The organism is Amycolatopsis sp. NPDC051102 (genome assembly GCF_040682815.1).
Lineage (GTDB): Bacteria > Actinomycetota > Actinomycetes > Mycobacteriales > Pseudonocardiaceae > Amycolatopsis.
Genome location: NZ_JBFBBT010000014.1, coordinates 108268 through 132133 on the forward strand (window position 1 = coordinate 108268; position 23866 = coordinate 132133).

At 75.1% G+C, this 23866-nt stretch carries 3 protein-coding genes; all 3 read left to right on the forward strand.

Going from position 1 to position 23866, the window contains the following annotated elements; all coding sequences use genetic code 11:
- Nucleotides 1–191: 191 nt before the first annotated feature.
- Genes AB0M93_RS32295 through AB0M93_RS32305 form a run of 3 tightly spaced genes read left to right on the forward strand, consistent with a single transcriptional unit; the run spans nucleotide 192 to nucleotide 23857 of the window.
- Nucleotides 192–1682, forward strand: a complete 1491-nt coding sequence (locus AB0M93_RS32295) for an FAD-binding protein (protein ID WP_364280385.1) — start codon at nucleotides 192–194, stop codon at nucleotides 1680–1682.
- 16 nt (nucleotides 1683–1698) lie between these two features.
- Nucleotides 1699–4458, forward strand: a complete 2760-nt coding sequence (locus AB0M93_RS32300; protein WP_364280388.1) for an acyltransferase domain-containing protein — start codon at nucleotides 1699–1701, stop codon at nucleotides 4456–4458.
- A 37-nt stretch (nucleotides 4459–4495) separates the two neighbouring features.
- Entirely contained in the window at nucleotides 4496–23857 is a 19362-nt protein-coding gene (locus AB0M93_RS32305) for a type I polyketide synthase (RefSeq protein WP_364280391.1), read from the forward strand.
- The last annotated feature ends 9 nt before the right edge of the window (nucleotides 23858–23866 follow it).

The following is a 23866-nucleotide window of genomic DNA, read 5'->3' on the forward strand; positions in this document are numbered from 1 at the left end:
CCTTGTTTTTTAGCAGAACAAAGATTTCCGCAGAGTGAAGCTAGCAGCGGCCGACCAGGGCGGTAACCCCTAGCGCGCCCCTAAGCAAGGGCAGGTCGAGCTGTGGTTTCGGGGGGTTAGGGGTTGGAGCGCGCCGGACCGCCGCCGTAGTGTTCGGCCAGGATGAATAAACTGGGGAATGAGGGCGACCGATGGGCGTGGTAACAGTTCTGCCGGACGACGCCCGGTACGCCGACCTCGTGCGCGGGGTGAATCAGCGCTGGGTCGGCAAGCCCGATTACGTCTGCGTGCCCACCTCCACCGAAGAGGTGGTGGCCGCGGTCGGTACCGCCGTCCGCGAGGGCAGGCGGATCGCGGTCCGCAGCGGCGGGCACTGCGTCGAGGCGATGGTCGGCGCGCCGGACGTCCAGGTGGTCATCGACCTGTCCGAACTGGACCGGATCGGCTTCGACGCCGAGCGAGACGCCTTCTTCGCCGAGCCCGGCGCCACCGTGGGCCAGGCATACCGGACGCTCTACAAGCGCTGGGGCGTCACCATCCCGGCCGGTTCCTGCCCGAGCGTCGGCCTGGGCGGGCACATCGCGGGCGGCGGGTACGGCCCGCTGTCGCGCAAGTTCGGTTACGTCTCCGACCACCTGCACGCGGTCGAGGTGGTCGTCGTGGACGCGGACGGCACCGCGCGGGCGGTCGTCGCGACCCGCGACCCCGGCGACGAGAACCACGATCTGTGGTGGGCGCACACCGGCGGGGGCGGCGGCAACTTCGGCGTCGTGACGCGCTACTGGCTGCGCATCCCCGGCGTGACCGGCGTGCCCGCCGAACTCCTGCCCACCCCGCCTGCGCGGCTGCTGGTGCAGCAGGACGTCTGGGTGTGGGACACCCTCGGCGAAGCCGCCTTCACGCGCCTGCTGCGCAACCACGGCGAGTGGTACGAGCGCCACAGCGACCCCGGCTCGCCGTACGAGGACCTCTACAGCGGCCTGTGGTGCGGGACGCGGGCGTCCCAGTTCGTCGCCATGTCGACACAGATCGACAGCGCCGCCCCGAACGCGGCCGGCCTGCTCGACGGCTACGTCGCCGCGATCCGCCGCGATCTGGGCGTCGAACCGGCGCTGAGCAGCCGCCAGGAGCTGCCGTGGCTGCACGCGACGTCGTGGGGCGGCATCGCCGACAGCGGCGACCACACGCTGAGCTTCAAGATCAAGGCCGCGGACCTGCGGAAACGCTGCACCGACGAGCAGGCCGCGAAGCTGTACCGGCACCTGCTGCGCGAGGACTACGGCAACCACCGCGCCGGCGTGATGTTCGTCGGCTGCGGCGGCCGGATGAACGCCCTCGCGCCGGACGAGACGGCGATCGCGCAGCGCGACTCGATCCTCAAGCTCGTCTACTCCACGCACTGGGACGCCTCCGAGCAGCCCGACCCCCACCTGGCGTGGCTGCGCGAGTTCTACGCGGACGTCTACGCGGAAACCGGCGGCGTGCCGGTGCCGGACGAGCGCACCAACGGGTCCTACGTGAACAACCCGGACTTCGACGTCCAGGACGAGCGGTGGAACGCCTCCGGGCTGGCCTGGCACGAGCTCTACCACCAGCACAACTACCCGCGGCTGCAGCGGGTCAAGGCGCGGTGGGACCCGGGTGACGTGTTCCGGAACCCGTTCTCCGTGCGGCTGCCCTGACCCCGGGAGGTAACGAGTGGCCACCCCGACCCTGACCAGCGAGCACGAGCACACCGGCCGCGGGCACGACGTCGTGCCCCTGATCGTCTCCGCCGACAGCAAGGCGGGCCTGCGGTCGAAGGCGCACCGGCTCGCGCGGTACCTCGCCGACCACCCGGACACGCCGTTCGAGTCGTTCGCGCGCTCGGTCGCCGCCGAGGACACCGGCCGCGCGCACCGGGCCGTCCTGCTGGCCGGTGGCCGCGTCGACGGCCTGCGCGGGCTGGAGACGCTGGCGGCCGGGCAGAACCCGCCCGGCGTCGTGCGCGGCAGCGCCCGGCGCGCCGAGCGGGTCGTGTTCGTCTTCCCCGGCCAGGGGTCGCAGTGGCCGGGGATGGCCCTGGACCTGCTGGAGTGGTCGACGGTGTTCGCTGCGGAACTCGCCCGCTGCGACGCCGCGCTCGCGCGGTTCGCCCATTGGTCCGTTGTGGACGTCCTTCGTGGACATTCCGGCGCGCCGACGCTGGAGGACGGCGCCGACATCGTGCAGCCGGTGCTGTTCGCGGTCATGGTGGCGCTGGCCGCGCTGTGGCGCGCGCACGGCGTCGAACCGGCCGCCGTCGTCGGGCACAGCCTCGGTGAGGTGGCCGCCGCCTGCGTGACCGGTGCTCTGTCCCATGAGGACGGCATGCGCGTGGCCGCGTTGTGGAGCAGCGCGCAGGCGACGCTGTCCGGCCGGGGCGACATGATCTCGGTGCCGCTGCCGGTGGCCGAGGTGCGGGCGCGCCTGACCGGCCGCGACGGGCTGGACATCGGCGCGGTGAACGCGCCTTCCTGGGTGATCGTCTCCGGCGATTCCGCGGCGGTCGCCGACCTCCTGGCCGACCTGACCGCCGACGGCGTGCGGGCCCGGCGGATCCCGGTCGGGCTGGCCGCCCACTCGCGGCACATCGACGACATCCGCGACCGGCTGCTGACCGACCTCGCGCCGCTGACCCCGGTGTCCACCGTCGTCCCGTTCCACTCCACGGTGACCGAAGGCCCCCTGGACACCGCCGCGCTCGACGCCCGCTACTGGTTCCGCAACCTGCGCAACCCCGTCCGCTTCGACGAGGCCACCCGCGGGCTGGTCGAGCAGGGCCACGGCGTCTTCGCCGAAATCAGCCCGCACCCGGTGCTCACGGTCGCGGTGCAGGACACGATCGACGCCCTCGACGGCGGGGCCGTGGTGCTCGGCACGATCCGCCGTCGCGAGGCCGGCCCGCGCTCGTTCCTCGGCTCGCTCGCCGCGGCCTACGTGTCGGGGGCCAGTGTGGACTGGACCGCGGCCTTCCCCGGCGTGGCCGAACCGGTGTCCCTGCCGGAGTCCGGCGCGGACGCCACGGTCGCCGCCGCCGGCCTGCTGGCCGCCGGGCACCCGCTGCTCGGCGCCGCCGTGGAACTCGCCGAAGACGGCGGCTGGCTGTTCACCGGCCGCCTTTCGGCCGCGCAGCACCCGTGGCTGGCCGGGCACACCGTGCTCGGCCGGACCGTGCTGCCCTCGGCCGTGCTCGTCGAGCTGATCGTGCACGCGGCCGGCGAGCTGGGCTGCGCCCGGATCGAGGAGCTCACCCAGCACCTGCCGGTCGTCTTCGCCGAGGACGCGCTGTGCCTGCAGGTGCGGATCGGCCCGGTCGACGACGCCGGGGCGCGCCGGATCGGCGTGTTCGCCCGGCCGGACTCCGTCGGCGCCGCCCAGGGCGGCCCGTGGACCCGGCACGCGACCGGGATCATGGCCGAGACCGCGGGTTCGGCGCCGGGCGAGCCGGTGCCGGCCGAGTGGCCGCCGGCCGGGGCGCGCCCGGAGGACGTCACGGCCGTCCGCGAACGCCTGCGGGGGTACGGGATCGAACTCGGGCCCGCGTTCGCCGGCCTCACCGCGGCCTGGTCGCGCGACGGCGAGCTGTTCGCCGAAACGGCGTTGCCGCCGGAGGCGGGCAGCGGGGCCGGCTACGGGATCCACCCCGCGTTGCTGGACGCCGCGCTGCAGGCGGTCGCGTTGTTCCCCGCCGCGGCGGAGTCCGGCGGCTGGCTCGCGTCGGCGTGGAGCGGCCTGAGCGTGCACACCGCGGGGGCGACGGCACTGCGCGTCCGGTTGCGTGCCACCGGCCCGGACTCGGTGTCGGTGGCCGCGGCCGACGAGCTGGGCCGGCCGGTCTGCGCCGCCGAGCACGTCGTCCTCGGTGCCCTGCCGGAGGCGTACGTCCGCGCCCCGCACACCGGGCCGGAGCGCCGGCCCGCGCCGGACGGCGGCTTCGCCGCCAAGCTGGCCGCGCTGCCCGCGCCCGCGCGCGCCGAACTGCTGCTGGACCTGGTCCGCGAGCACACCGCGGACGTGCTCGGCCGCGACACCGCGGCCGGGATCGGCGGCGACGACGCGTTCACCGACCTCGGCTTCGAGTCGCTGACCGCGGTGGCGCTGCGCAACCGGCTCACCGAGGCAACCGGGCTCAAGCTGCGCACGACGCTGGCCTTCGACTACCCGACGCCGGCCGCGCTGGCCGGGCACCTGCTGGCCGAGCTGAGCCCCGCGGACACCGACGTGCTCGCCGGCCTCGACCGGCTGGAGGAAGCGCTGTTCGGCGAGCCGGGCGGGCCGCCGCTGCACGGCCGGGTCAAGGTCCGCCTGCGCGACCTGCTGTTCCGGCTGGACGGCGCCGTCGAAGCGAGCGACGCCGGAGCCGGGGACGCTCCGCTCGACGCCGCGTCGGACGACGAAATCTTCGCACTGCTCGATCGGGAGCTCGACCTGTCCTGAGACACCTCAGGCGGACAACGCACGGAGTTGACGGCACATGGCGAACGAGGACAAGCTCCGCGACTACCTGAAGCTGGCCACCGCGGACCTGCGCCAGGCCAAGCAGCGGTTGCGGGACTTCGAGGCACGGGAGACCGAGCCGATCGCGATCGTCGGCATGGGCTGCCGCTTCCCGGGCGGGATCGAGACGCCGGAAGCGTTGTGGCGCCTGGTGTCCGAGGGCGGCGACGTCGTCGGGGAGCTGCCCGTCAACCGGGACTGGGCCTCCCGCTACGACCCGGACCCGTCGAAGCCCGGCACGTTTTCCATGCGCGGCGGCGCGTTCCTGCACGACGCCGACCGGTTCGACGCCGCCTTCTTCGGCATCTCGCCGCGGGAAGCGCTGGCCATGGACCCGCAGCAGCGGCTGCTGCTGGAGACGTCGTGGGAGGCCCTCGAACGCGGCGGCATCGACCCGCGGACGCTGCGGTCGAGCCGCACCGGCGTGTTCGTCGGGGCGATGCAGCAGAACTACGCGCCGAGCTCGCACCAGGTGCCCGAGTCCGTCGAAGGGCACCTGCTCACCGGCACCATCACCAGCGTCGCCTCCGGCCGGATCGCCTATGTCCTGGGCCTGGAGGGGCCCGCGGTCACCGTCGACACCGCCTGCTCGTCGTCGCTGGTGGCGCTGCACTGGGCGGTGCAGGCGCTGCGCCGCGACGAGTGTTCGCTGGCCCTGGCCGGCGGGGTGACGGTGATGGCGACGCCGGGCATCCTCATCGAGCTCAGCCGGCAGCGGGCGCTCTCGCCGGACGGCCGGTGCAAGCCGTTCTCCGCGGACGCCGACGGCTTCGGCGCCGCCGAGGGCGCCGGGATGCTGGTGCTGGAACGGCTTTCCGACGCCCAGCGGCACGGGCACCCGGTGCTCGCGGTCGTGCGCGGCTCAGCGGTCAACTCCGACGGCGCGTCCACCGGGCTCAGCGCCCCGAACGGGCCGTCGCAGGAACGGGTCATCCTCGACGCGCTCGCCAACGCCCGGGTGGCGGCGAGCCAGGTCGACCTGATGGAGGCGCACGGCACCGGCACCCCGCTCGGCGACCCGATCGAGGCGCAGGCGCTGCTGGGGACCTACGGCCGCGGCCGGTCGCCGGAACGGCCGCTCTGGCTGGGTTCGGTGAAGTCGAACATCGGGCACACGCAGGCCGCGGCCGGCGTCGCCGGGGTGATGAAGGCCGTGCTGGCGCTGCAGCACGCGACCCTGCCCGCGTCGAAGCACGCCGGCCGTCCGACGTCCGAAGTGGACTGGTCGGCAGGCACGCTGCGGCTGCTGGCCGATGACGTCGAATGGCCCGAGCGGGACCACCCGCGGCGGGCGGCCGTCTCCTCGTTCGGCATCAGCGGCACCAACGCGCACGCCATTCTCGAAGCCGCGCCGCCCGTCGAACCCGTGGCCGCCGCGCCGACGCCCGCCGTCGTGCCGTGGGTTGTTTCGGGGCGCACCGCAGAAGCCCTGCGCGCGCAGGCAGCTTCGCTTTCCGATGTGGACGGTCTCGGGCTCGCGGAGGTCGGCTACTCGCTGGCCGTGACGCGGGCGCGGTTCGAGCACCGGGCCGTCGTGGTCGGCAGCGACCGGGCCGAACTGCTCCGCCGGCTCGCCGCGGTCGCCCAGGGCGCGCCGGACGACTCCGTCGTGTCGGGCATCGCCGGGAAGCCGGGCAAAGTGGCGCTGGTCTTCCCGGGGCAGGGTTCGCAATGGGCCGGGATGGCCCTCGAACTGGTGGATTCGTCGCCGGTGTTCGCCGCGCGGCTCGACGAGTGCGCGGCGGCCTTGAGCTCCTTCGTGGACTGGTCGCTGCCCGACGTGCTGGCCGACGCGGAGGCGTTGCAGCGCGTCGACGTGGTGCAGCCGGCGTTGTTCGCCGTCATGGTGTCGCTGGCCGAGCTGTGGCGCTCGTACGGTGTGGTGCCGGACGCCGTTCTGGGGCACTCGCAGGGCGAGATCGCCGCCGCCGTCGTCGCGGGTGTGCTGTCCCTTGAGGACGGTGCTCGGGTGGTCGCGCTGCGGAGCAAGGCGATCCTGGCCCTGGCGGGCCGAGGTGGCATGGTCTCCGTGGCAGCGTCCCTCGAGGTCGTCGAGGAACGGCTGACCGAGGGACTGTCGATCGCGGCGGTGAACGGGCCGGCCGCGGTGGTGGTCTCCGGAGCCCCGGACGCCCTCGACGCGCTGCTCGCGTCCTGCGCGGCCGACGGCATCCGCGCGAAGCGGATCCCCGTGGACTACGCGTCGCACTCCGTGCAGGTCGAAGAAATCCGTGACGAACTGCTGAGCGTGCTCGCCCCGATCGCGCCGCGGACGGCCGGGACGGGGTTCTTCTCCACCGTCACCGGGGACTGGGCCGACGGCGCCGAGCTCGACGCGCGGTACTGGTACACCAACCTCCGCCGGACAGTGCTGCTCGACGACGCCGTGCGGACGCTGACCGAGCGCGGCTTCGGCACGTTCATCGAGGCTTCGCCGCACCCCGTGCTGACGATGGCCATCGGCGAGCGGGCGACCGCGCTGGGCACCCTGCGCCGCGGTGACGGCGGTCTCGCCCGCTTCCAGCGGGCCCTGGGCGAGGCGCACTGCGCCGGCGTCCCGGTCGACTGGACCCCGGCGTTCCCCGGCGCGGGCCGCGTCGACCTGCCCACCTACGCCTTCCAGCGGGAAAGCTTCTGGCTGCGCACCGGGGACGGCCGTCGCGAAGCCGCACCCGCCGACGCGCGGTTCTGGGACGTCGTGGACCGCGCGGACCCGGCGGACCTCGCGGGCACCCTCGGCGTCTCGGTCGACACGCCCCTGGAAGAGGTCCTCCCGGCGCTGGCGCAGTGGCGCCGTCGCCGGGCCGTGGAGTCCACTGTGGACACCTGGCGGTACGGGATCACCTGGAAGCCGGCGGAGCTGCCCGCCGCCGCGCCGTCCGGGCGCTGGCTGGTCGTGCGCGGCGAAGACGGCACCGGCCAGGACGTCGTGGACACCCTCGCCCGCACCGCCGACGTCGAGACCCTCGTGCTCACCCCGGCCGACGACCGCGCCACGGTGGCCGGGCGGCTGGCCGGGCCGTTCGACGGCGTGCTCTCGCTGCTGGCCGCCGACGAACGCCCGCACCCGGAGTTCCCCGCGAGCCCGGCCGGGCTGGTCCTGACCCTCGTCCTGGCCCAGGCGCTGGGCGACGCCGGGATCGCCGCCCCGCTGTGGGTGCTGACCCGCGGCGCGGTCCGCACCGGACCCGCCGACGAGCTGACCGGCCTCGAGCAGTCGCTGCTCTGGGGCCTCGGCCGCGTCCTCGCGCTGGAACACCCCGGCCGCTGGGGCGGCCTGGTCGACCTCACGCCGGATCCCGGCGCCGCCGAACTCGACCGGCTGGGGCGGGTCCTCGCCGCCCGCGGCGACGAGGACCAGGTCGCCGTCCGGCCGGGTGGCCTCCGCGTCCGGCGGCTGCGCACCGCCGGCCGGGGCGAACGCCCGCGGACCTGGCGGCCCGAGGGCACGATCCTCGTCACCGGCGGCACCGGGGCCCTCGGCACGCACGTCGCCCGCTGGCTCGCCGCGGAAGGCGCCGCCCACCTGGTCCTGACCGGCCGTCGCGGGCCGGACGCCCCCGGGGCGCGCGAGCTGGCCGCCGAGCTGGAGGCGCTCGGCACCCGCGTCACCCTCGCGTGCTGCGACGTCGCCGATCGCGACGCCCTCGCCGCGCTGCTGGCGGACCTCGGCGAGCCGGTCCGCTCGGTCTTCCACGCCGCCGGGACGGTCGAGCTGCTGCCGGTCACCGAGACGACCGTGCCGGGCTTCGCCGACGTCGTCCGCGCGAAGGTAGCCGGCGCCCGGAACCTCGACGCCCTGCTCGGCGACGACCTGGACCGGTTCGTGCTGTTCTCCTCCATCGCCGGGGTGTGGGGCAGCGGCGACCATGCGGCCTACTCCGCCGCCAACACCTTCCTCGACACCCTCGCCGAGCAGCGCCGGGCCCGCGGCGCGACCGCGACGTCGATCGCCTGGGGCGTCTGGGCGCCGACGGAGATCGAAGGCCGGGGCGGGATGTCCGAGGGCGTCGACTCCGGTCAGCTCGCGCGTCGCGGGCTGCCGCTGATGGACCCGGCCACGGCGATCGCCGGTCTGCACGAAACCCTCGGTCACGACGAAGCGTTCGTGGTGCTCGCCGACGTCGACTGGGCCCGGTTCCTGCCGGTGTTCACCGCCGGCCGCGCCCGGCCGCTGTTCGACGACCTGCCCCAGGTCCGGCAGCTGCCGGAGGCCGCGACGCCGGTGGCGGAATCCACGCCGCTGGCCGCGCAGCTCGCCGGGCTGTCCGGCGACGACGCCGACCGGCTGCTGCTGGACCTGGTCCGCACCCAGGCCGCCGCAGTGCTCGGGCACGCCGGCGGCACCGCCGTCGACCCGGACCGGCCGTTCACCGACCTCGGTTTCGACTCGCTGACCGCCCTGGACGTGCGGAACCGGATCGCCGCCGCGGCCGGGCTGCGGCTGCCCGCGACGCTGGTCTTCGACCACCCGACCCCGCGGCGGCTGGCCGCGCACCTGCGGGACGCCGTGCTCGGCGCCCGCACCGGGCCGGCCGTGGTGACCCGGGCGGCGGACGCCGCCGACCCGATCGCGATCATCGGCATGGGCTGCCGGTACCCGGGCGGCGTGCGGTCCGCGGACGACCTGTGGGAGCTGGTCACCGAAGGCCGCGACGCCATTTCCGGGTTCCCGACCGACCGCGGCTGGGACCTCGCGAAGCTGTTCGGCGGCGACGCCGACGTGCAGGGGACGTCGACGGTCCGCGAAGGCGGCTTCCTGCACGACGTCGCCGAGTTCGACGCCGGCTTCTTCGGCATCTCGCCGCGCGAAGCGCTGGCCATGGACCCGCAGCAGCGGCTCCTGCTGGAGATCTCGTGGGAGGCGATCGAGCACGCCGGGATCGACCCGGTCACCCTGCGCGGCGAACCCGCGGGTGTCTTCGTCGGCGCGAACTACCAGGACTACCACGCCCGGATGCGGGAAATCCCGGACGGCCTCGAAGGCCACCTGCTCACCGGCAGCGTGTCGAGCGTGCTGTCCGGCCGCGTCGCCTACACGCTCGGGCTGGAAGGCCCCGCCATCACGATCGACGCCGCCTGCTCGTCGTCGCTGGTCGCGTTGCACCTGGCAGCACAGGCTTTGCGCCGCGGGGAGTGCTCGCTGGCCCTCGCGGGTGGCGTGGCGGTGATGGTGACGCCGTCGTCGTTGACCGCCTTCAGCCGGCAGCGCGGGCTGGCCGCCGACGGGCGCTGCAAGGCGTTCGGGGCCGAGGCCGACGGCATGGGCATGGCCGAGGGCGCCGGACTGGTGCTCGTCGAACGGCTGTCCGACGCCCGGCGGCTCGGGCACCCGGTGCTCGCCGTGCTGCGCGGCAGCGCACTCAACCAGGACGGCGCGTCCAACGGCCTCAGCGCGCCCAGCGGACCGGCCCAGCAGCGCGTGATCCGCGCGGCGCTCGCCGACGCCGGGCTGTCCACTTCGGACGTCGATCTGGTGGAGGCGCACGGCACCGGCACCGCGCTGGGCGACCCGATCGAAGCGCAGGCCCTGCTGGCGACCTACGGCCAGGACCGCGCCGAACCGCTGTGGCTCGGCTCGCTCAAGTCGAACATCGGCCACACCCAGGCCGCGGCCGGGGTGGCCGGGGTGATCAAGACCGTGCAGGCGCTGCGGCACGGCGTGATGCCGCGCACGCTGCACGCCGGGACGCCGTCGTCCTATGTGGACTGGGACAGCGGTGCCGTCCGGCTGCTCGGCGAGCCGCAACCGTGGGAGCGGCCGCGGCCGCGGCGGGCGGCCATCTCGTCGTTCGGCATCTCCGGCACGAACGCCCACGTCATCCTCGAACAGGGCGACACCGCCGACGCCGAGCCGGCACCCGAGCCTGTGGTCGTGCCGTGGGTGCTGTCCGCCAAGACGCCCGAAGCACTGCAGGCGCAGGCCGCTGCCCTTCGGGAACACGAGGGCAGCGTCGCGGACATCGCGTTCTCGCTGGCCACCTCGCGCACCGGCTTTCCGCACCGCGCGGTCGTCACCGGCGACCGGACGGCGTTGTCCGACGGGCTTTCCGCGCTGGCCGAGGGGCTCCCGGCGCCGAACGTGGTCACCGGGACGGTTGCCCCCGGCCGTACTGCGCTCGTGTTTCCCGGGCAGGGTTCGCAGTGGGCCGGGATGGCTCTGGAGCTGGCGGGGTCCTCACCGGCGTTCGCGGCCCGTCTCGACGAGTGCGCTTCTGCCTTGAGCGCCTTGGTGGACTGGTCGTTGCGGGACGTCCTGGCCGACGCCGAGGCACTGGCTCGTGTCGACGTCGTCCAGCCCGCGTTGTGGGCCGTGATGGTGTCGCTGGCCGAGCTGTGGCGGTCGTTCGGCGTGGTGCCGGACGCGGTCGTCGGCCACTCACAGGGCGAGATCGCCGCGGCGGTGGTGTCGGGCGCGCTGTCCCTCGAGGACGGTGCCCGCGTGGTGGCGTTGCGCAGCCGGGCCATCCTGGCACTGGCCGGCGGCGGCGGGATGGTGTCGGTCGCTGCTCCTCTCGCGGCCGTCGAAGCTCGGCTGACCGACGGGCTGTCGATCGCCGCGGTGAACGGCCCGGCCGCCGTCGTCGTCTCGGGTGCGCCCGCGGCGCTGGACGCGCTGGTCGCCGCGTGCGAGGCGGACGGCGTGCGCGCGAAGCGGATTCCCGTCGACTACGCGTCCCACTCGGCGCAGGTTGAGCAGCTGCGCGCCGAGCTCCTCGACGTGCTGGCCCCGATCCGGCCGCGGACCGGCGACATCGCGTTCTTTTCGACCGTCACCGGTACCTGGCTCGACGGCGCCGAGCTGGACGCGCGCTATTGGTACACCAACCTTCGCGAAACCGTCCGGCTCGACGTTGCGGTGCGCACGCTCGCCGCGGAAGGCTTCGCCACGTTCGTCGAGTCCTCACCGCACCCCGTGCTGACCACGGCGATCGGCGAGACCGAGGGCGTCGAGGCGCTCGGTTCCCTGCGCCGGGACGACGGCGGGTACGAGCGTTTCCTCCGCTCGCTCGGCGAGGCGCACGTGCGCGGGGTCGCGGTCGACTGGACGCCCGCGTTCCCCGGCGCCCGCCGCGTCGAGCTGCCCACCTATGCGTTCCAGCGCCGTCGCTACTGGCTCGACGCGGGCACCGCGGCCGCGGACCCGGTGGACGCCGCGTTCTGGGCCGCCGTGGACGGTCTCGACCTCGACGCCGTCGCGGGCACCCTCGACGTCGAGCCCGGCAGCACCCTGGCCGAGGTCCTGCCCGCGCTGACCCGCTGGCGCGGCCGGACGCGCGTTGCGTCCGAAGTGGACTCGTGGCGGTACCGCATCGAATGGAAGCCGGTAGCCACGCCGTCCGCGCCGGAGCTGTCCGGGCGGTGGCTGGTCGTCGTCCCCGAAGGCTGCGACGACGCAGGCGTTCCGGATGCCCTGGCCGCCCACGGCGCCGAGCCGGTCGTGACGTCCGAGTTCACCGGCGCCGAAGGGTTCGCCGGTGTCGTGTCGCTGCTCGCGCTCGACGAAACCGGTGGAGCCATCGCCAACCTCGCCTTGGCTCAGGCCATCGTCGAGACGCCACTGTGGCTGCTGACCCGCGGCGGCGTGGCCGGCGACGACATCCGGCCCGCACAGGCGATGACGTGGGGCCTGGGCCGGGTGATCGGCCTCGAACTGCCCGGGATCTGGGGCGGCCTGCTCGACCTGCCCGCCGAGCCGGACGCGGCGACCGCGGCCTTGCTCGCCGCCGCACTGTCCGGAGTGGACGGTGAGGACCAGCTCGCGATCCGGCCGTCCGGGTTGCTGGCGCGCCGGCTGGTCCGGGCGCCGTTCACCCCGGTGGCGCAGCGGTGGAAGCCGCGCGGCACGGTCCTGATCACCGGGGGCACCGGCGCGCTGGGCGGGCACGTCGCCCGGCGCCTCGCCGCCGACGGCGCCGAGCACCTGGTGCTGACCAGCCGCCGCGGCCCGGACGCGCCGGGTGCCGCCGCACTCGAAGCCGAACTCGCCGCGCTCGGGACGTGCGTGACGATCGCGGCGTGCGACGTCGCCGACCGCGCCGCCCTCGCCGCGCTGCTGGCCGGCCTGGCCGAGCCGGTGCGTGCGGTCGTGCACGCGGCCGGGCTGCCGCAGGCCACCCCGGTGCTGGACACCACCCCGGCCGAGTTCGCCGACGTCATCGGCGGCAAGGTCGCGGGCGCCCGGAACCTCGACGAACTGCTCGGCGACGACCTCGACGCCTTCGTGCTCTTCTCCTCGAACGCCGGCGTCTGGGGCAGCGGCGGCCAGGGCGCCTACGCGGCGGGCAACGCCTACCTCGACGCGCTCGCCGAGCAGCGCCGGGCCCGCGGGGCCGCCGCGACCTCGGTCGCCTGGGGCTTCTGGGGCGGCGGGGGCATGGCAGGCGACGTCGAGCTGGAGGACCAGCTGCGCCGCCGCGGCCTGCGGGAGATGGCGCCGGAAGCCGCGGTGGAGGCGCTCTGCCAGGCATTGGACGCGCGGGAGGTCTTCCTGGCCGTCGCCGACGTCGACTGGGCCCGGTTCGCGCCCGGCTTCACGCTGTCCCGGCGGCGTCCGCTGATCGAGGACATCCCCGAGGTCCGGGCGCTCCTCGAAGCCGCCGACGAGCCGGCGCCGGCGCGTCCGGCGCTGGCCCGCCGGGTCGCGGAGCTGGGCGAGGCCGAAGCGCGCCGGTTGCTGCTCGACCTCGTGCGCGGCCAGGCCGCATCGGTGCTCGGGCACGACTCGGCGACGGCGGTCCCGGCCGGACGGGCGTTCCGGGAACTCGGCTTCGACTCGCTGACCGCGGTCGAGGTGCGCAACCGCATCAACGCGGCGACCGGCCTGACCCTGCCCGCGACACTGGTGTTCGACCACCCGAACCCGGCCGCGCTCGCCGCCGAACTGCACCGGCTGCTGCTCGGCCGCACCGAAACCGCGGTGGTCACCGCCGCGGCGGCCGTCGACGAACCGATCGCGATCGTGGCGACGGGCTGCCGGTTCCCCGGCGGCGTGCGCTCGCCGGAGGACCTCTGGCGGCTGGTTGCCGACGGCGTCGACGCGCTGACGGAGTTCCCCGCCGACCGCGGCTGGGACCTGACCTCGTTCGGCAACGCCGGCTTCGCCGAGGTCGGCGGGTTCGTGGCCGGCGCGGCGGACTTCGACGCGGGCTTCTTCGGCATCTCGCCGCGCGAAGCCCTCGCCATGGACCCCCAGCAGCGCGTGCTGCTGGAGACGTCGTGGGAGGTGTTCGAACGCGCCGGGCTCGACCCGGCCACCCTGCGCGGCAGCCGGACCGGCGTGTTCGTCGGGGCCAGCACCTCCGGTTACGGCGCCGACCTCGAGCCCGGTTCGGAGGGCTACCTGCTCACCGGCGAGGCACCCAGCGTGATGTCCGGGCGGCTGTCCTACACCTTCGGGCTGGAGGGCCCCGCCGTCACGGTGGACACCGCGTGCTCGTCGGCGCTGGTCGCGATGCACCTGGCCGCCCAGTCGCTGCGGCAGGGCGAGTGCTCGCTCGCGCTGGCCGGCGGCGTCGCGATCATGGCCAAGCCGATGGCGTTCCTGGAGTTCGCCCGCCAGCGCGGCCTGGCTTCCGACGGCCGCTGCAAGGCCTTCGCCGACGCGGCCGACGGCACCGGCTGGGGCGAGGGCGTCGGCCTGGTGCTGCTGGAGCGGCTCTCCGACGCCCAGCGCAACGGACACACGGTGCTCGCCGTCGTCCGCGGTTCGGCGGTCAACCAGGACGGCGCGTCCAACGGCCTGAGCGCCCCGAACGGTCCGTCCCAGCAGCGGGTGATCCGGGCCGCGCTGGCCAACGCCGGTCTGTCCGCTTCGGACGTCGACGCGGTGGAGGCGCACGGCACCGGGACCCGGCTGGGCGACCCGATCGAGGCGCAGGCGTTGCTCGCCACCTACGGCCAGGACCGCTCGACGCCGTTGTGGCTCGGCTCGGTCAAGTCCAACCTGGGCCACACGCAGGCCGCGGCCGGGATGGCCGGGGTGATCAAGACGGTCGAGGCGCTGCGGCACGGCGTCCTCCCGCGGACACTGCACGTCGACGCCCCGTCGTCCCAGGTGGACTGGTCGGCCGGTTCCGTCGAGCTGCTCACCGAGGCCCGTGACTGGCCGGACCACGACCGGCCGCGCCGGGCCGCCGTCTCGGCGTTCGGCGTCAGCGGCACCAACGTCCACACGATCCTCGAACAGGCACCGGGCGTCCCGCCGCAGCCCGAGCCCGAGCCGACGGACGCGCTGCTGCCCTGGGTGTTTTCCGCCCACGACGAAGCAGCCCTTGCCGCCCTGACCGCGCAGGTCCGCGAGGTGGACGCGAACCCGGTGGACGTCGGGTTCTCGCTGGCCACCACCCGGACCCGGCTCGACCGCCGCGCGGTCGTGCTCGGCGACGACGTCGTCACCGGCACCGCCGACCCGGACGCGCTGCTGGCCGTGTTGTTCACCGGCCAGGGGGCGCAGCGGGCCGGCATGGGCCGCGGCCTGTACGAGCGGTTCCCGGTCTACGCGGCGGCGTTCGACGAGGTGTGCGCGCACTTCGGCCCGGAACTGCCGGAAGCCTTCGGCGACCCGGAGCTGCTCGACCGGACCGAGTTCACGCAGCCCGCGCTGTTCGCGGTCGAGGTCGCGTTGTTCCGGCTGGTCGAGTCGTTCGGCGTCCGGCCGGACTTCGTGGCCGGGCACTCGATCGGCGAGATCTCCGCCGCGCACGTCGCCGGGGTGCTGTCCCTGGCGGACGCGTGCCGCCTGGTCGCGGCGCGGGCGTCGCTGATGCAGGCACTGCCCGCCGGGGGCGCGATGGTCTCCGTCGCCGCGTCCGAGGCCGCCGTCCTGTCCGCCGTGGACGGTTGCGACGGCGTGTCCGTCGCGGCGGTGAACGGGACGGCGTCGGTGGTGATCTCCGGGGTCGAAGCCGTGGTGCTCGACATCGCCGCCGGGTTCGCCGCGGACGGCGTCAAGACCAAGCGACTGAAGGTGAGTCACGCGTTCCACTCGCCGCTGATGGATCCGATCCTGGCGGACTTCCGCGCGGTGGCAGAAACCCTGGAGCACCACCCGGCAGAGATACCGGTGCTCTCGAATGTGAGCGGTGCTCTCGCCGAGCCGTTCACGGCGGACTACTGGGTCCGGCACGTCCGGGAGGCCGTCCGGTTCGCCGACGGTGTCTCGACCCTGCAGGCCGCGGGCGCCGAGATCTTCCTCGAGCTGGGCCCGGACGGGGTCCTCAGCGCGCTGGTCGACGGCACCGCCGTCCCCGCCCTGCGACGTGACCGCGACGAAGAGAGAGCACTGCTCACAGCGTTGAGCACTGTTCACGTCCACGGCGTCGACGTCGACTGGGCCGCGTTCTTCCCCGGCGGCCGCCGCATCGAGCTCCCGACCTACCCCTTCCAGCGGGAGCGTTACTGGCCGCGCGCCGGGGCGGCCCGGGGCGACCTGGGCGCGGTCGGCGTCGGCGCGCTCGATCACCCCCTGCTCGGCGCGGCGGTCGAGCTGGCCGGCGACGACGGCATCGTCCTCAGTGGACGGTTGTCGCTGGAGACGCACCCGTGGCTGGCCGGGCACGCGCTGTCCGGTACCGTCCTGCTGCCCGGCACCGCGCTGCTCGAACTGGTGGTGCAGGCCGGCGACCAGGCCGGCTGCGACGTCATCGACGAACTGACCTTCGCCGCGCCGCTGATACTGCCCGCCCGTGGCGCGGTCACCGTGCAGGTGTCGGCCGGTCCGGCGGACCCGGACGGCCGCCGCCCGGTCGCGGTCTCCTCCCGGCCCGCCGGTTCCGACGCCGGCTGGACCCGGCACGCGACCGGCAGCGTCAGCCGTTCGGCAGTCCGGGCCGGGGATCAGCCCGCGTGGCCGCCGTCCGGAGCCGAAGCGGTCGACGTCGCCGGGCTCTACCCGCGGCTCGCCGCGATGGGCTTCGGCTACGGCGAAGCGTTCGGCGGCCTCACCCGCGTCTGGCGGGACGGCGCCGAGGTGTTCGCCGAAGCGGCGCTACCGGAACCGTTCGACGCCACCGGGTTCGCCCTGCACCCGGCCCTGCTCGACGCGGCGCTGCACCCCCTCGGCCTCGGTATCGTCACGCCCGACGACGGTTCCGCACGGGTCCCGTTCTCCTTCACGGGCGTCGCGGTGCACGCGACCGGTGCCACCGCGCTGCGGGTCCGGCTGTCGCCGGCGGGGGAGAACGCCGTCGCGCTCACCGCGTGGGACACCACCGGTGCGCCGGTGGTGACCGTGGGCTCGCTGCTGCTGCGCCCGGTCGCGGCCGCGTCGGCCACCCTCCCCGACACGCTGTTCGAACAGGTCTGGACCGAGGTCACCGCCGATCCCGCGGCCCCGCGCGAGGAGCTCGTCTTCGAGGCGGTGGCCGGGGAGGACGTGCACGAAACCACCGGCCGGGTCCTGGAAAAGCTGCAGACCTGGCTCGCCGAAGAGCGATCGGGCCGGCTCGTGTTCGTCACCCGCGGTGCGGCCGGCGGCGACCTCGCGGCGGCGGCCGCGGGCGGCCTGGTGCGGTCCGCGCAGGCGGAACACCCGGGCCGGTTCCTCCTGATCGACGTCGACGACGACCCGCGGTCCCACGCCCTGTTGTCCACTGTGGATACATTCGGTGAGCCGCAGCTGCTCTTGCGCGAAGGCACGGCGTCGGCGCCGAGGCTGGTCCGGGCGACCGGGATGCCGTTGACGCCCACCGGCGGCTCCTGGCAGCTCGTCACCACCGGCACCGGGACCACCGACGGCCTGGTCCTGGCCGAGACGACCGAGGCGCCGCTCGGTGCGGGTGACGTCCGGATCGAGGTGCGCGCGGCCGGGCTGAACTTCCGGGACGTGCTCATCTCCCTCGGCATGTACCCCGACCCGGACGGCCGCCTTGGCTCGGAAGCGGCGGGCGTGGTCGTCGAGATCGGCTCCGCGGTCCGCGACCTCGCCGTCGGCGACCGCGTGTTCGGCCTGGTCGACGACGCCTTCGCGCCCCGCGCCGCCGCCGACGCCCGTCGGCTGGCGCGGATCCCGGCCGGGTGGACGTTCGCCGAGGCGGCGACCGTGCCGGTCGCCTTCGTGACCGCCTGCTACGGCCTCTTCGACCTCGGCGGCCTGCGCGCCGGGCAGTCCGTGCTGATCCACGCGGCGGCCGGCGGCGTCGGGATGGCCGCGGTGCAGCTGGCGCGCCGGGCGGGCGCCGAGGTGTTCGCGACGGCGAGCGAGGGCAAGCACGCCGTGCTGCGCGAGCTCGGCCTCGACGACGCGCACCTGGCGAGCTCGCGCACCCTGGACTTCCGGGACCGGTTCGGGCCCGTCGACGTAGTGCTGAACTCGCTGACCGGCCCGTTCGTCGACGCCTCCCTGGAGCTGCTCGCCCCCGGTGGCCAGTTCGTCGAGCTGGGCAAGACCGACGTGCGCGAGGGCCCGGGCTACCACGCGTTCGACCTCGGCGACCCCGGCCCGGACCGGATCGCCGCCATCCTCAGCGACCTGCTGGCCGCCTTCGGGCGCGGCGAGCTGACGCCGTTGCCGCTGCGGGCCTGGGAACTCGGCCGGGCGGCCGACGCCTTCCGGTTCGTCAGCCAGGCCAGGCACGTCGGCAAGAACGTGCTCACGCTGCCGCGGCCGGAGGCGGCGGGCACCGTGCTGGTCACCGGCGGCACCGGCACGCTGGGCGCCGCCGTGGCCCGGCACCTGGCAAGTCGTTCCAGTGTCCGGCGGCTGGTGCTGGTGAGCAGGCGGGGCCCGGACGCACCCGGCGCCGCCGCGCTGCGCGAAGAACTGACCGCGCTCGGCGCCGAGGCGACCGTGGTCGCCGGCGACGTGGCCGAGCCCGGGTTCGTGGCGGACGTGCTGCGGGAGATCCCCGCCGGGCAGCCGCTGATCGGGGTGGTGCACGCCGCCGGGATCCTCGACGACGGCGTGCTCGAAGCGCAGACACCGGCCCGGGTGGCCTCGGTGCTTCGCGCCAAAGTGGACGGCGCGTCGGCGCTCGACAGGCTTGCCCGGGACCACGACCTGGCCTGGTTCGTCCTGTTCTCCTCGGTCGCCGGGATCGTCGGCGCGGCCGGCCAGAGCGGGTACGCGGCGGCGAACAGCGCCCTGGACGCCCTCGCCGCGCGACGGCGGTCCCAGGGCCTGCCCGCGGTTTCCCTCGCGTGGGGCCAGTGGGCGCTCAGCAGCGCGATGACCGGGAAGCTCGGCGAGCGCGACCGCGGCCGCATCGGGCGCTCGGGCATCCGGCCACTGTCCACTGAGGACGCACTGGCCGCGATGGACGCCGCCATCGGCCTCGGCCGGCCGGTCGCCGTGCCGATGCGCCTGGACCTCGCCGCTCTGCGCGCGTCCGAAGACCTCGCCCCGCTGTGGCGCGGGCTCGTGCGCACGCCGGTCCGCCGGGCCGCCGCGGTGGCCGACGACAGCTGGGCCGGCCTCGGCTCCGAAGAAGCCCGGCGGCGGCTGCTGGAGCTGGTCCGCAAGCACGTCGCGGCGGTGCTGGGGCACGCGAACCCCGACGCGGTCGACCCCGCGAAGGCGTTCAAGGACACCGGTTTCGACTCCCTGACCTCGGTGGAGCTGCGCAACCGGCTCGCCACCGCGACCGGTCGTGCGCTGCCCGCGACGCTCGTCTTCGACTACCCGAACCCCGAAGTGCTGGCCGGGTTCCTGCACGGCGAACTGGCCGGCACGGCACCCGCGGTGGCTCCGGCGGTCCCCGCGGCGCGCGTCCCCGGCGACGATCCGATCGCCATCGTCGCGATGAGCTGCCGCTACCCGGGTGACGTCGATTCGGCCGACGCGCTGTGGGACCTGGTCGCCGACGGCCGTGACGCGATCGGCGGGTTCCCGGCCGACCGCGGCTGGCCCGTCGACGAGCTGTACCACCCGGACCCGGCGCACCCGGGCACGTTCTACGCCACCGGAGGCGGCTTCCTGCCCGGCGCCGCCCGCTTCGACGCGGCGTTCTTCGGGATCTCCCCGCGCGAAGCCCTGGCCATGGACCCGCAGCAGCGGCTGCTCCTGGAAGTCTCCTGGGAAGCGTTCGAGCGGGCGGGCATCGACCCGGGCACGCTGCGCGGCAGCAACACCGGCGTGTTCGTCGGCGCCGCCCACTCCGGGTACGCGGCCGGCGCACCGGCCGCGGACGGCGTCGAAGGGCACCTGCTCACCGGCAACGCGGGCAGCGTGCTCTCCGGGCGCGTGGCCTACCACCTGGGCCTGGAAGGCTCGGCGGTCACAGTGGACACCGCGTGCTCGTCGTCGCTGGTCGCGCTGCACCTGGCCGGGCAGGCCCTCCGCCACGGCGAATGCGACCTCGCGCTCGCCGGCGGGGTCGCGATCCTGGGCACGCCGGAGATCTTCGTCGAGTTCAGCCGCCAGCGCGGGCTGTCGGCGGACGGCCGGTGCAAGGCGTTCGCGGACGCCGCCGACGGCACGGGCTGGAGCGAAGGCGCCGGGATGGTCGTCCTGGAACGGCTGTCGGACGCGCGCCGCAACGGCCACGAGGTCCTGGCGCTCCTGCGCGGTTCGGCGGTCAATTCGGACGGCGCGTCGAACGGCCTGACCGCGCCCAACGGGCCCTCGCAGCAGCGGGTGATCCGGGCGGCGCTGGCGAGCGCCGGCCTGCGTCCGTCCGATGTGGACGTGGTCGAGGCGCACGGCACCGGGACGACCCTGGGCGACCCGATCGAGGCACAGGCAGTCCTGGCGACGTACGGCCAGGAGCGGGAAACGCCGCTGTGGCTGGGGTCGCTGAAGTCCAACCTCGGGCACACCCAGTCGGCGGCGGGCGTGGCCGGGGTGATCAAGATGGTCATGGCCATGCGCCACGGCGTGCTGCCGAAGACCCTGCACGTGGACGAGCCCTCGACCCGGGTGGACTGGACCTCGGGGGCGGTCTCGCTGCTCACCTCGCCGCAGCCGTGGCCGGTCACCGGACGGCCGCGCCGGGCGGGGGTTTCGGCGTTCGGCATTTCCGGCACGAACGCACACGCCATCCTGGAGCTCCCGGCGGAACCGGCCCGGCCGCCGGTGGTGACGCCGGAGCCGCCGGTGGTGGCGTGGGCGCTGTCGGCCAAGGGCGAACCGGCGTTGCGAGCTCAGGCCCGCAAGCTGGCGGCGGCAGTCGGGGGCGAGCCGATGCCTGCCCGGACCCGCAAGCCGGCGGCGGCGCTCGGGGACCCCGCCTCCCCGGGGGCCGTTGCCGGGGCGCTGCTCGCCACCCGCGCGCGGTTCGAGGATCGCGCCGTCGTGGTCGGCCGCACCCCGGCGGAACTCCTTGCCGGGCTGCAGTCGCTGGCGGCCGGGGACTCCGCGCCCGGCGTCGTCCGCGGCACCGCGTCCGCCGGCCGGCTCGCGGTCCTGTTCACCGGTCAGGGCGCGCAGCGGGCCGGCATGGGTCGTGAGCTCTACGACCGGTTCCCCGTCTACGCCGAGGCGTTCGACGAAATCTGCGCCGAGTTCACCGTGCCCGTGCGCGATGTCGTCTTCGGCGACGCGCCGGGCCTCGACGAGACCGGCTTCACCCAGCCCGCCCTGTTCGCCGTCGAGGTCGCGCTGTACCGGCTGTTCGAGTCGTGGGGCGTCCGGCCGTCGTTCGTCGCCGGCCACTCGATCGGGGAGCTGGCCGCGGCGCACGTCGCCGGCGTGTTCTCCCTGGAGGACGCCTGCTTGCTCGTGTCGGCCCGGGCCGCGCTGATGCAGGCGCTGCCGAAGGGCGGCGCGATGGTGTCGATCGCGGCGCCGGAGGCCGACGTCCGGCCGCTGCTCGGCGCGCGGGTCTCGATCGCCGCGGTCAACGGACCAGCGTCGGTCGTCGTCTCCGGCGACGAGCCCGACGTCCTGGCCGTCGCCGCGGAGTTCGCGGGCCGGGGCGTGCGGACCAAGCGGCTCAGCGTCAGCCACGCCTTCCACTCGCCGCACCTCGACCCGATGCTCGACGAGTTCCGCGCGGCCGCCGACAAGGTCACCTACCACCCGGCGCGGATACCGGTGCTCTCGAATGTGAGCGGTGCTCTCGCCGAGCCGTTCACGGCGGACTACTGGGTGCGGCACGTGCGCGAAGCCGTCCGGTTCGCCGACGGCGTCGCGACGCTCGAAGCCGAAGGCGCCCGGTTCTTCCTGGAGCTCGGCCCGGACGGCGTCCTCAGCTCGATGGCCCGCGAGAGCGTGTCGGACGACGTCGTGGTGGTGCCGTCACTGCGCCGCGACCGTCCCGACGGCGAAGCGGCCCTGACCGCGCTGGCGACGCTGTTCGCCAACGGCGCCCCGGCCGACCTGGCCGCGGTCTTCGGCCCCGCCGGGCGCGTGGACCTGCCCACCTACCCCTTCCAGCACGAGCACTACTGGCTCGAAGCGGCGGCCCCGGTGTCGGACACCGCGTTCTGGTCGGCGGTCGAGCGCGAGGACGTCGGTGAGCTGGCCGGCACCCTGGCCATCGACGAGGACCGGCGCGCGTCCCTGACCGCGTTGCTCCCGGCGCTGTCGTCCTGGCGACGGCAGCACGCCGAAGGGTCCGTTGTGGACGGATGGCGGTACCGGGTCACCTGGGAACCGGTTCCCGAGACCGCCGCGACGCCGTCGGGGCGCTGGCTGCTGGCCGTCCCGGCCGGGGAAGCCCGGCTGGGCGACCAGGTCGAAGCGGCCCTGACCGCGCGCGGTGTCGCGTGCACCCGCCTCGACGACCCGACCGGAGAGGAGCTGGCCGAGGCGGGCCGGACCGCGGATGCCGTGCTGTCCCTGCTGGCCCTCACCGCAGGCGACGAGGTCGTCCCGGCCGGGGTGGCGGCCACGCTCGCACTGCTGCAGACCTTGCCGGACATTCCCGTGTGGACAGTCACCCGCGGCGCCGTCGACCACGCCGACGCCGTCCAGGCCCAGGTCTGGGGCCTCGGCCGCAGCGCCGCGCTCGACCGGCCGGACGGCTGGGGCGGCCTGGTCGACCTGCCTCCGGAATTCGACGACCGGATCGGCGAACTCCTGGTGCAGGCCCTGGCGGACCCGGCCGAGGACCAGGTCGTCCTCCGCCCGGACGGCCGGTTCGCCCGGCGGCTCACCCCGGCCACCGCAGCACCAGGACGGCCGTGGCAGCCGCGCGGCACGGTGCTCGTCACCGGCGGCACCGGCGCGCTCGGCGCCCACGTCGCGCGCTGGCTGGCCACCGCGGGCGCCGGCCGGATCGTCCTCACCAGCCGTCGCGGCCGGCAGGCACCGGGCGCGGCCGGGCTCGAAGCCGAGCTGACCGCCCTGGGCGCACAGGTGACGATCGCGGCCTGCGACGTCGCCGACCGGGCCGCGCTCGCCGCGGTGCTCGACGAGCTCCGCGACGACCTCACCGCCGTCGTCCACACGGCCGGGACCGGCGGAGCGACGCCGCTGGACGACCCAGACCTCGGGCCCTTCGCGGACATCCTGGCCGCCAAGGTCGCCGGCGCGGAAAACCTCGACGCATTGCTCGGCGACACCGAACTCGACGCCTTCGTCCTGTTCTCCTCCATCGCCGGGGTCTGGGGCAGCGGCGGCCAGGCCGCGTACGGCGCCGCGAACGCCCACCTCGACGCGCTCGCGCGGCGCCGCCGGGCCGCGGGCCGGACCGCGACCGCGCTCGCCTGGGGCCCGTGGGCCGGCGGCGGCATGGCGGCCGACCACGACGCCGAGGACTACCTGCGCCGCCGCGGCCTCACCCCGCTGCGGCCCGCCCTCGCCGTCCGCGCGCTCGCCGCCGCGGTCGGCCGCGACGAGACCACGCTGACCGTGGCCGACGTCGACTGGACGCGGTTCGTGCCCGCCTTCACCTCGGCCCGTCCGAGCGCCCTGCTGCTCGGCGTGCCGGAGGCGCGGCGGGTCATCGAAGCGGTCGCGGAGGTCCCCGGCACGGACCTGCGGGAGCAGCTGGCCGAGCTGTCCGAAGTGGAGGCCGAACGGACGCTGCTGGGTCTGGTCCGCACCGAGGCGGCGGTCGCGCTGGGGCACCGCGGGGCCGACGCCGTCGGCGCGGCCCGGCCGTTCACCGAACTCGGCTTCGACTCCCTGACCTCGGTGGAGTTCCGCAACCGCCTGGCCGCGGCGGCCGGCGTGGCCCTGTCCGCGACGGTCGTGTTCGACCACCCCACCCCGGCCGCGCTGGCCGCGCACCTCCTCGGCGTCCTGCGGCCGGACGCCGCGGCCGACCCCGAGGAGGCCCGGATCCGGGCGGCACTGGCCACCGTGCCGCTGGCCCGGTTCCGCGACGCCGGGCTGATGTCGGCGCTGCTGGAACTGGCCGGGCTCGACGCGGCGGCCGGCGACGCCGGCGACGTCGACGAGCTGGACGCCGAAGCGCTGGTGCGGCTGGCGCTGGACGGTACCGATTCCCGATGACCCACTCCT

Excerpts from the sequence above, each read along its gene's own strand:
- AB0M93_RS32295 (WP_364280385.1), top strand. The coding sequence starts at position 192 with ATGGGCGTGGTAACAGTTCTGCCGGACGACGCCCGGTACGCCGACCTC.
- AB0M93_RS32305 (WP_364280391.1), top strand. The coding sequence starts at position 4,496 with ATGGCGAACGAGGACAAGCTCCGCGACTACCTGAAGCTGGCCACCGCG.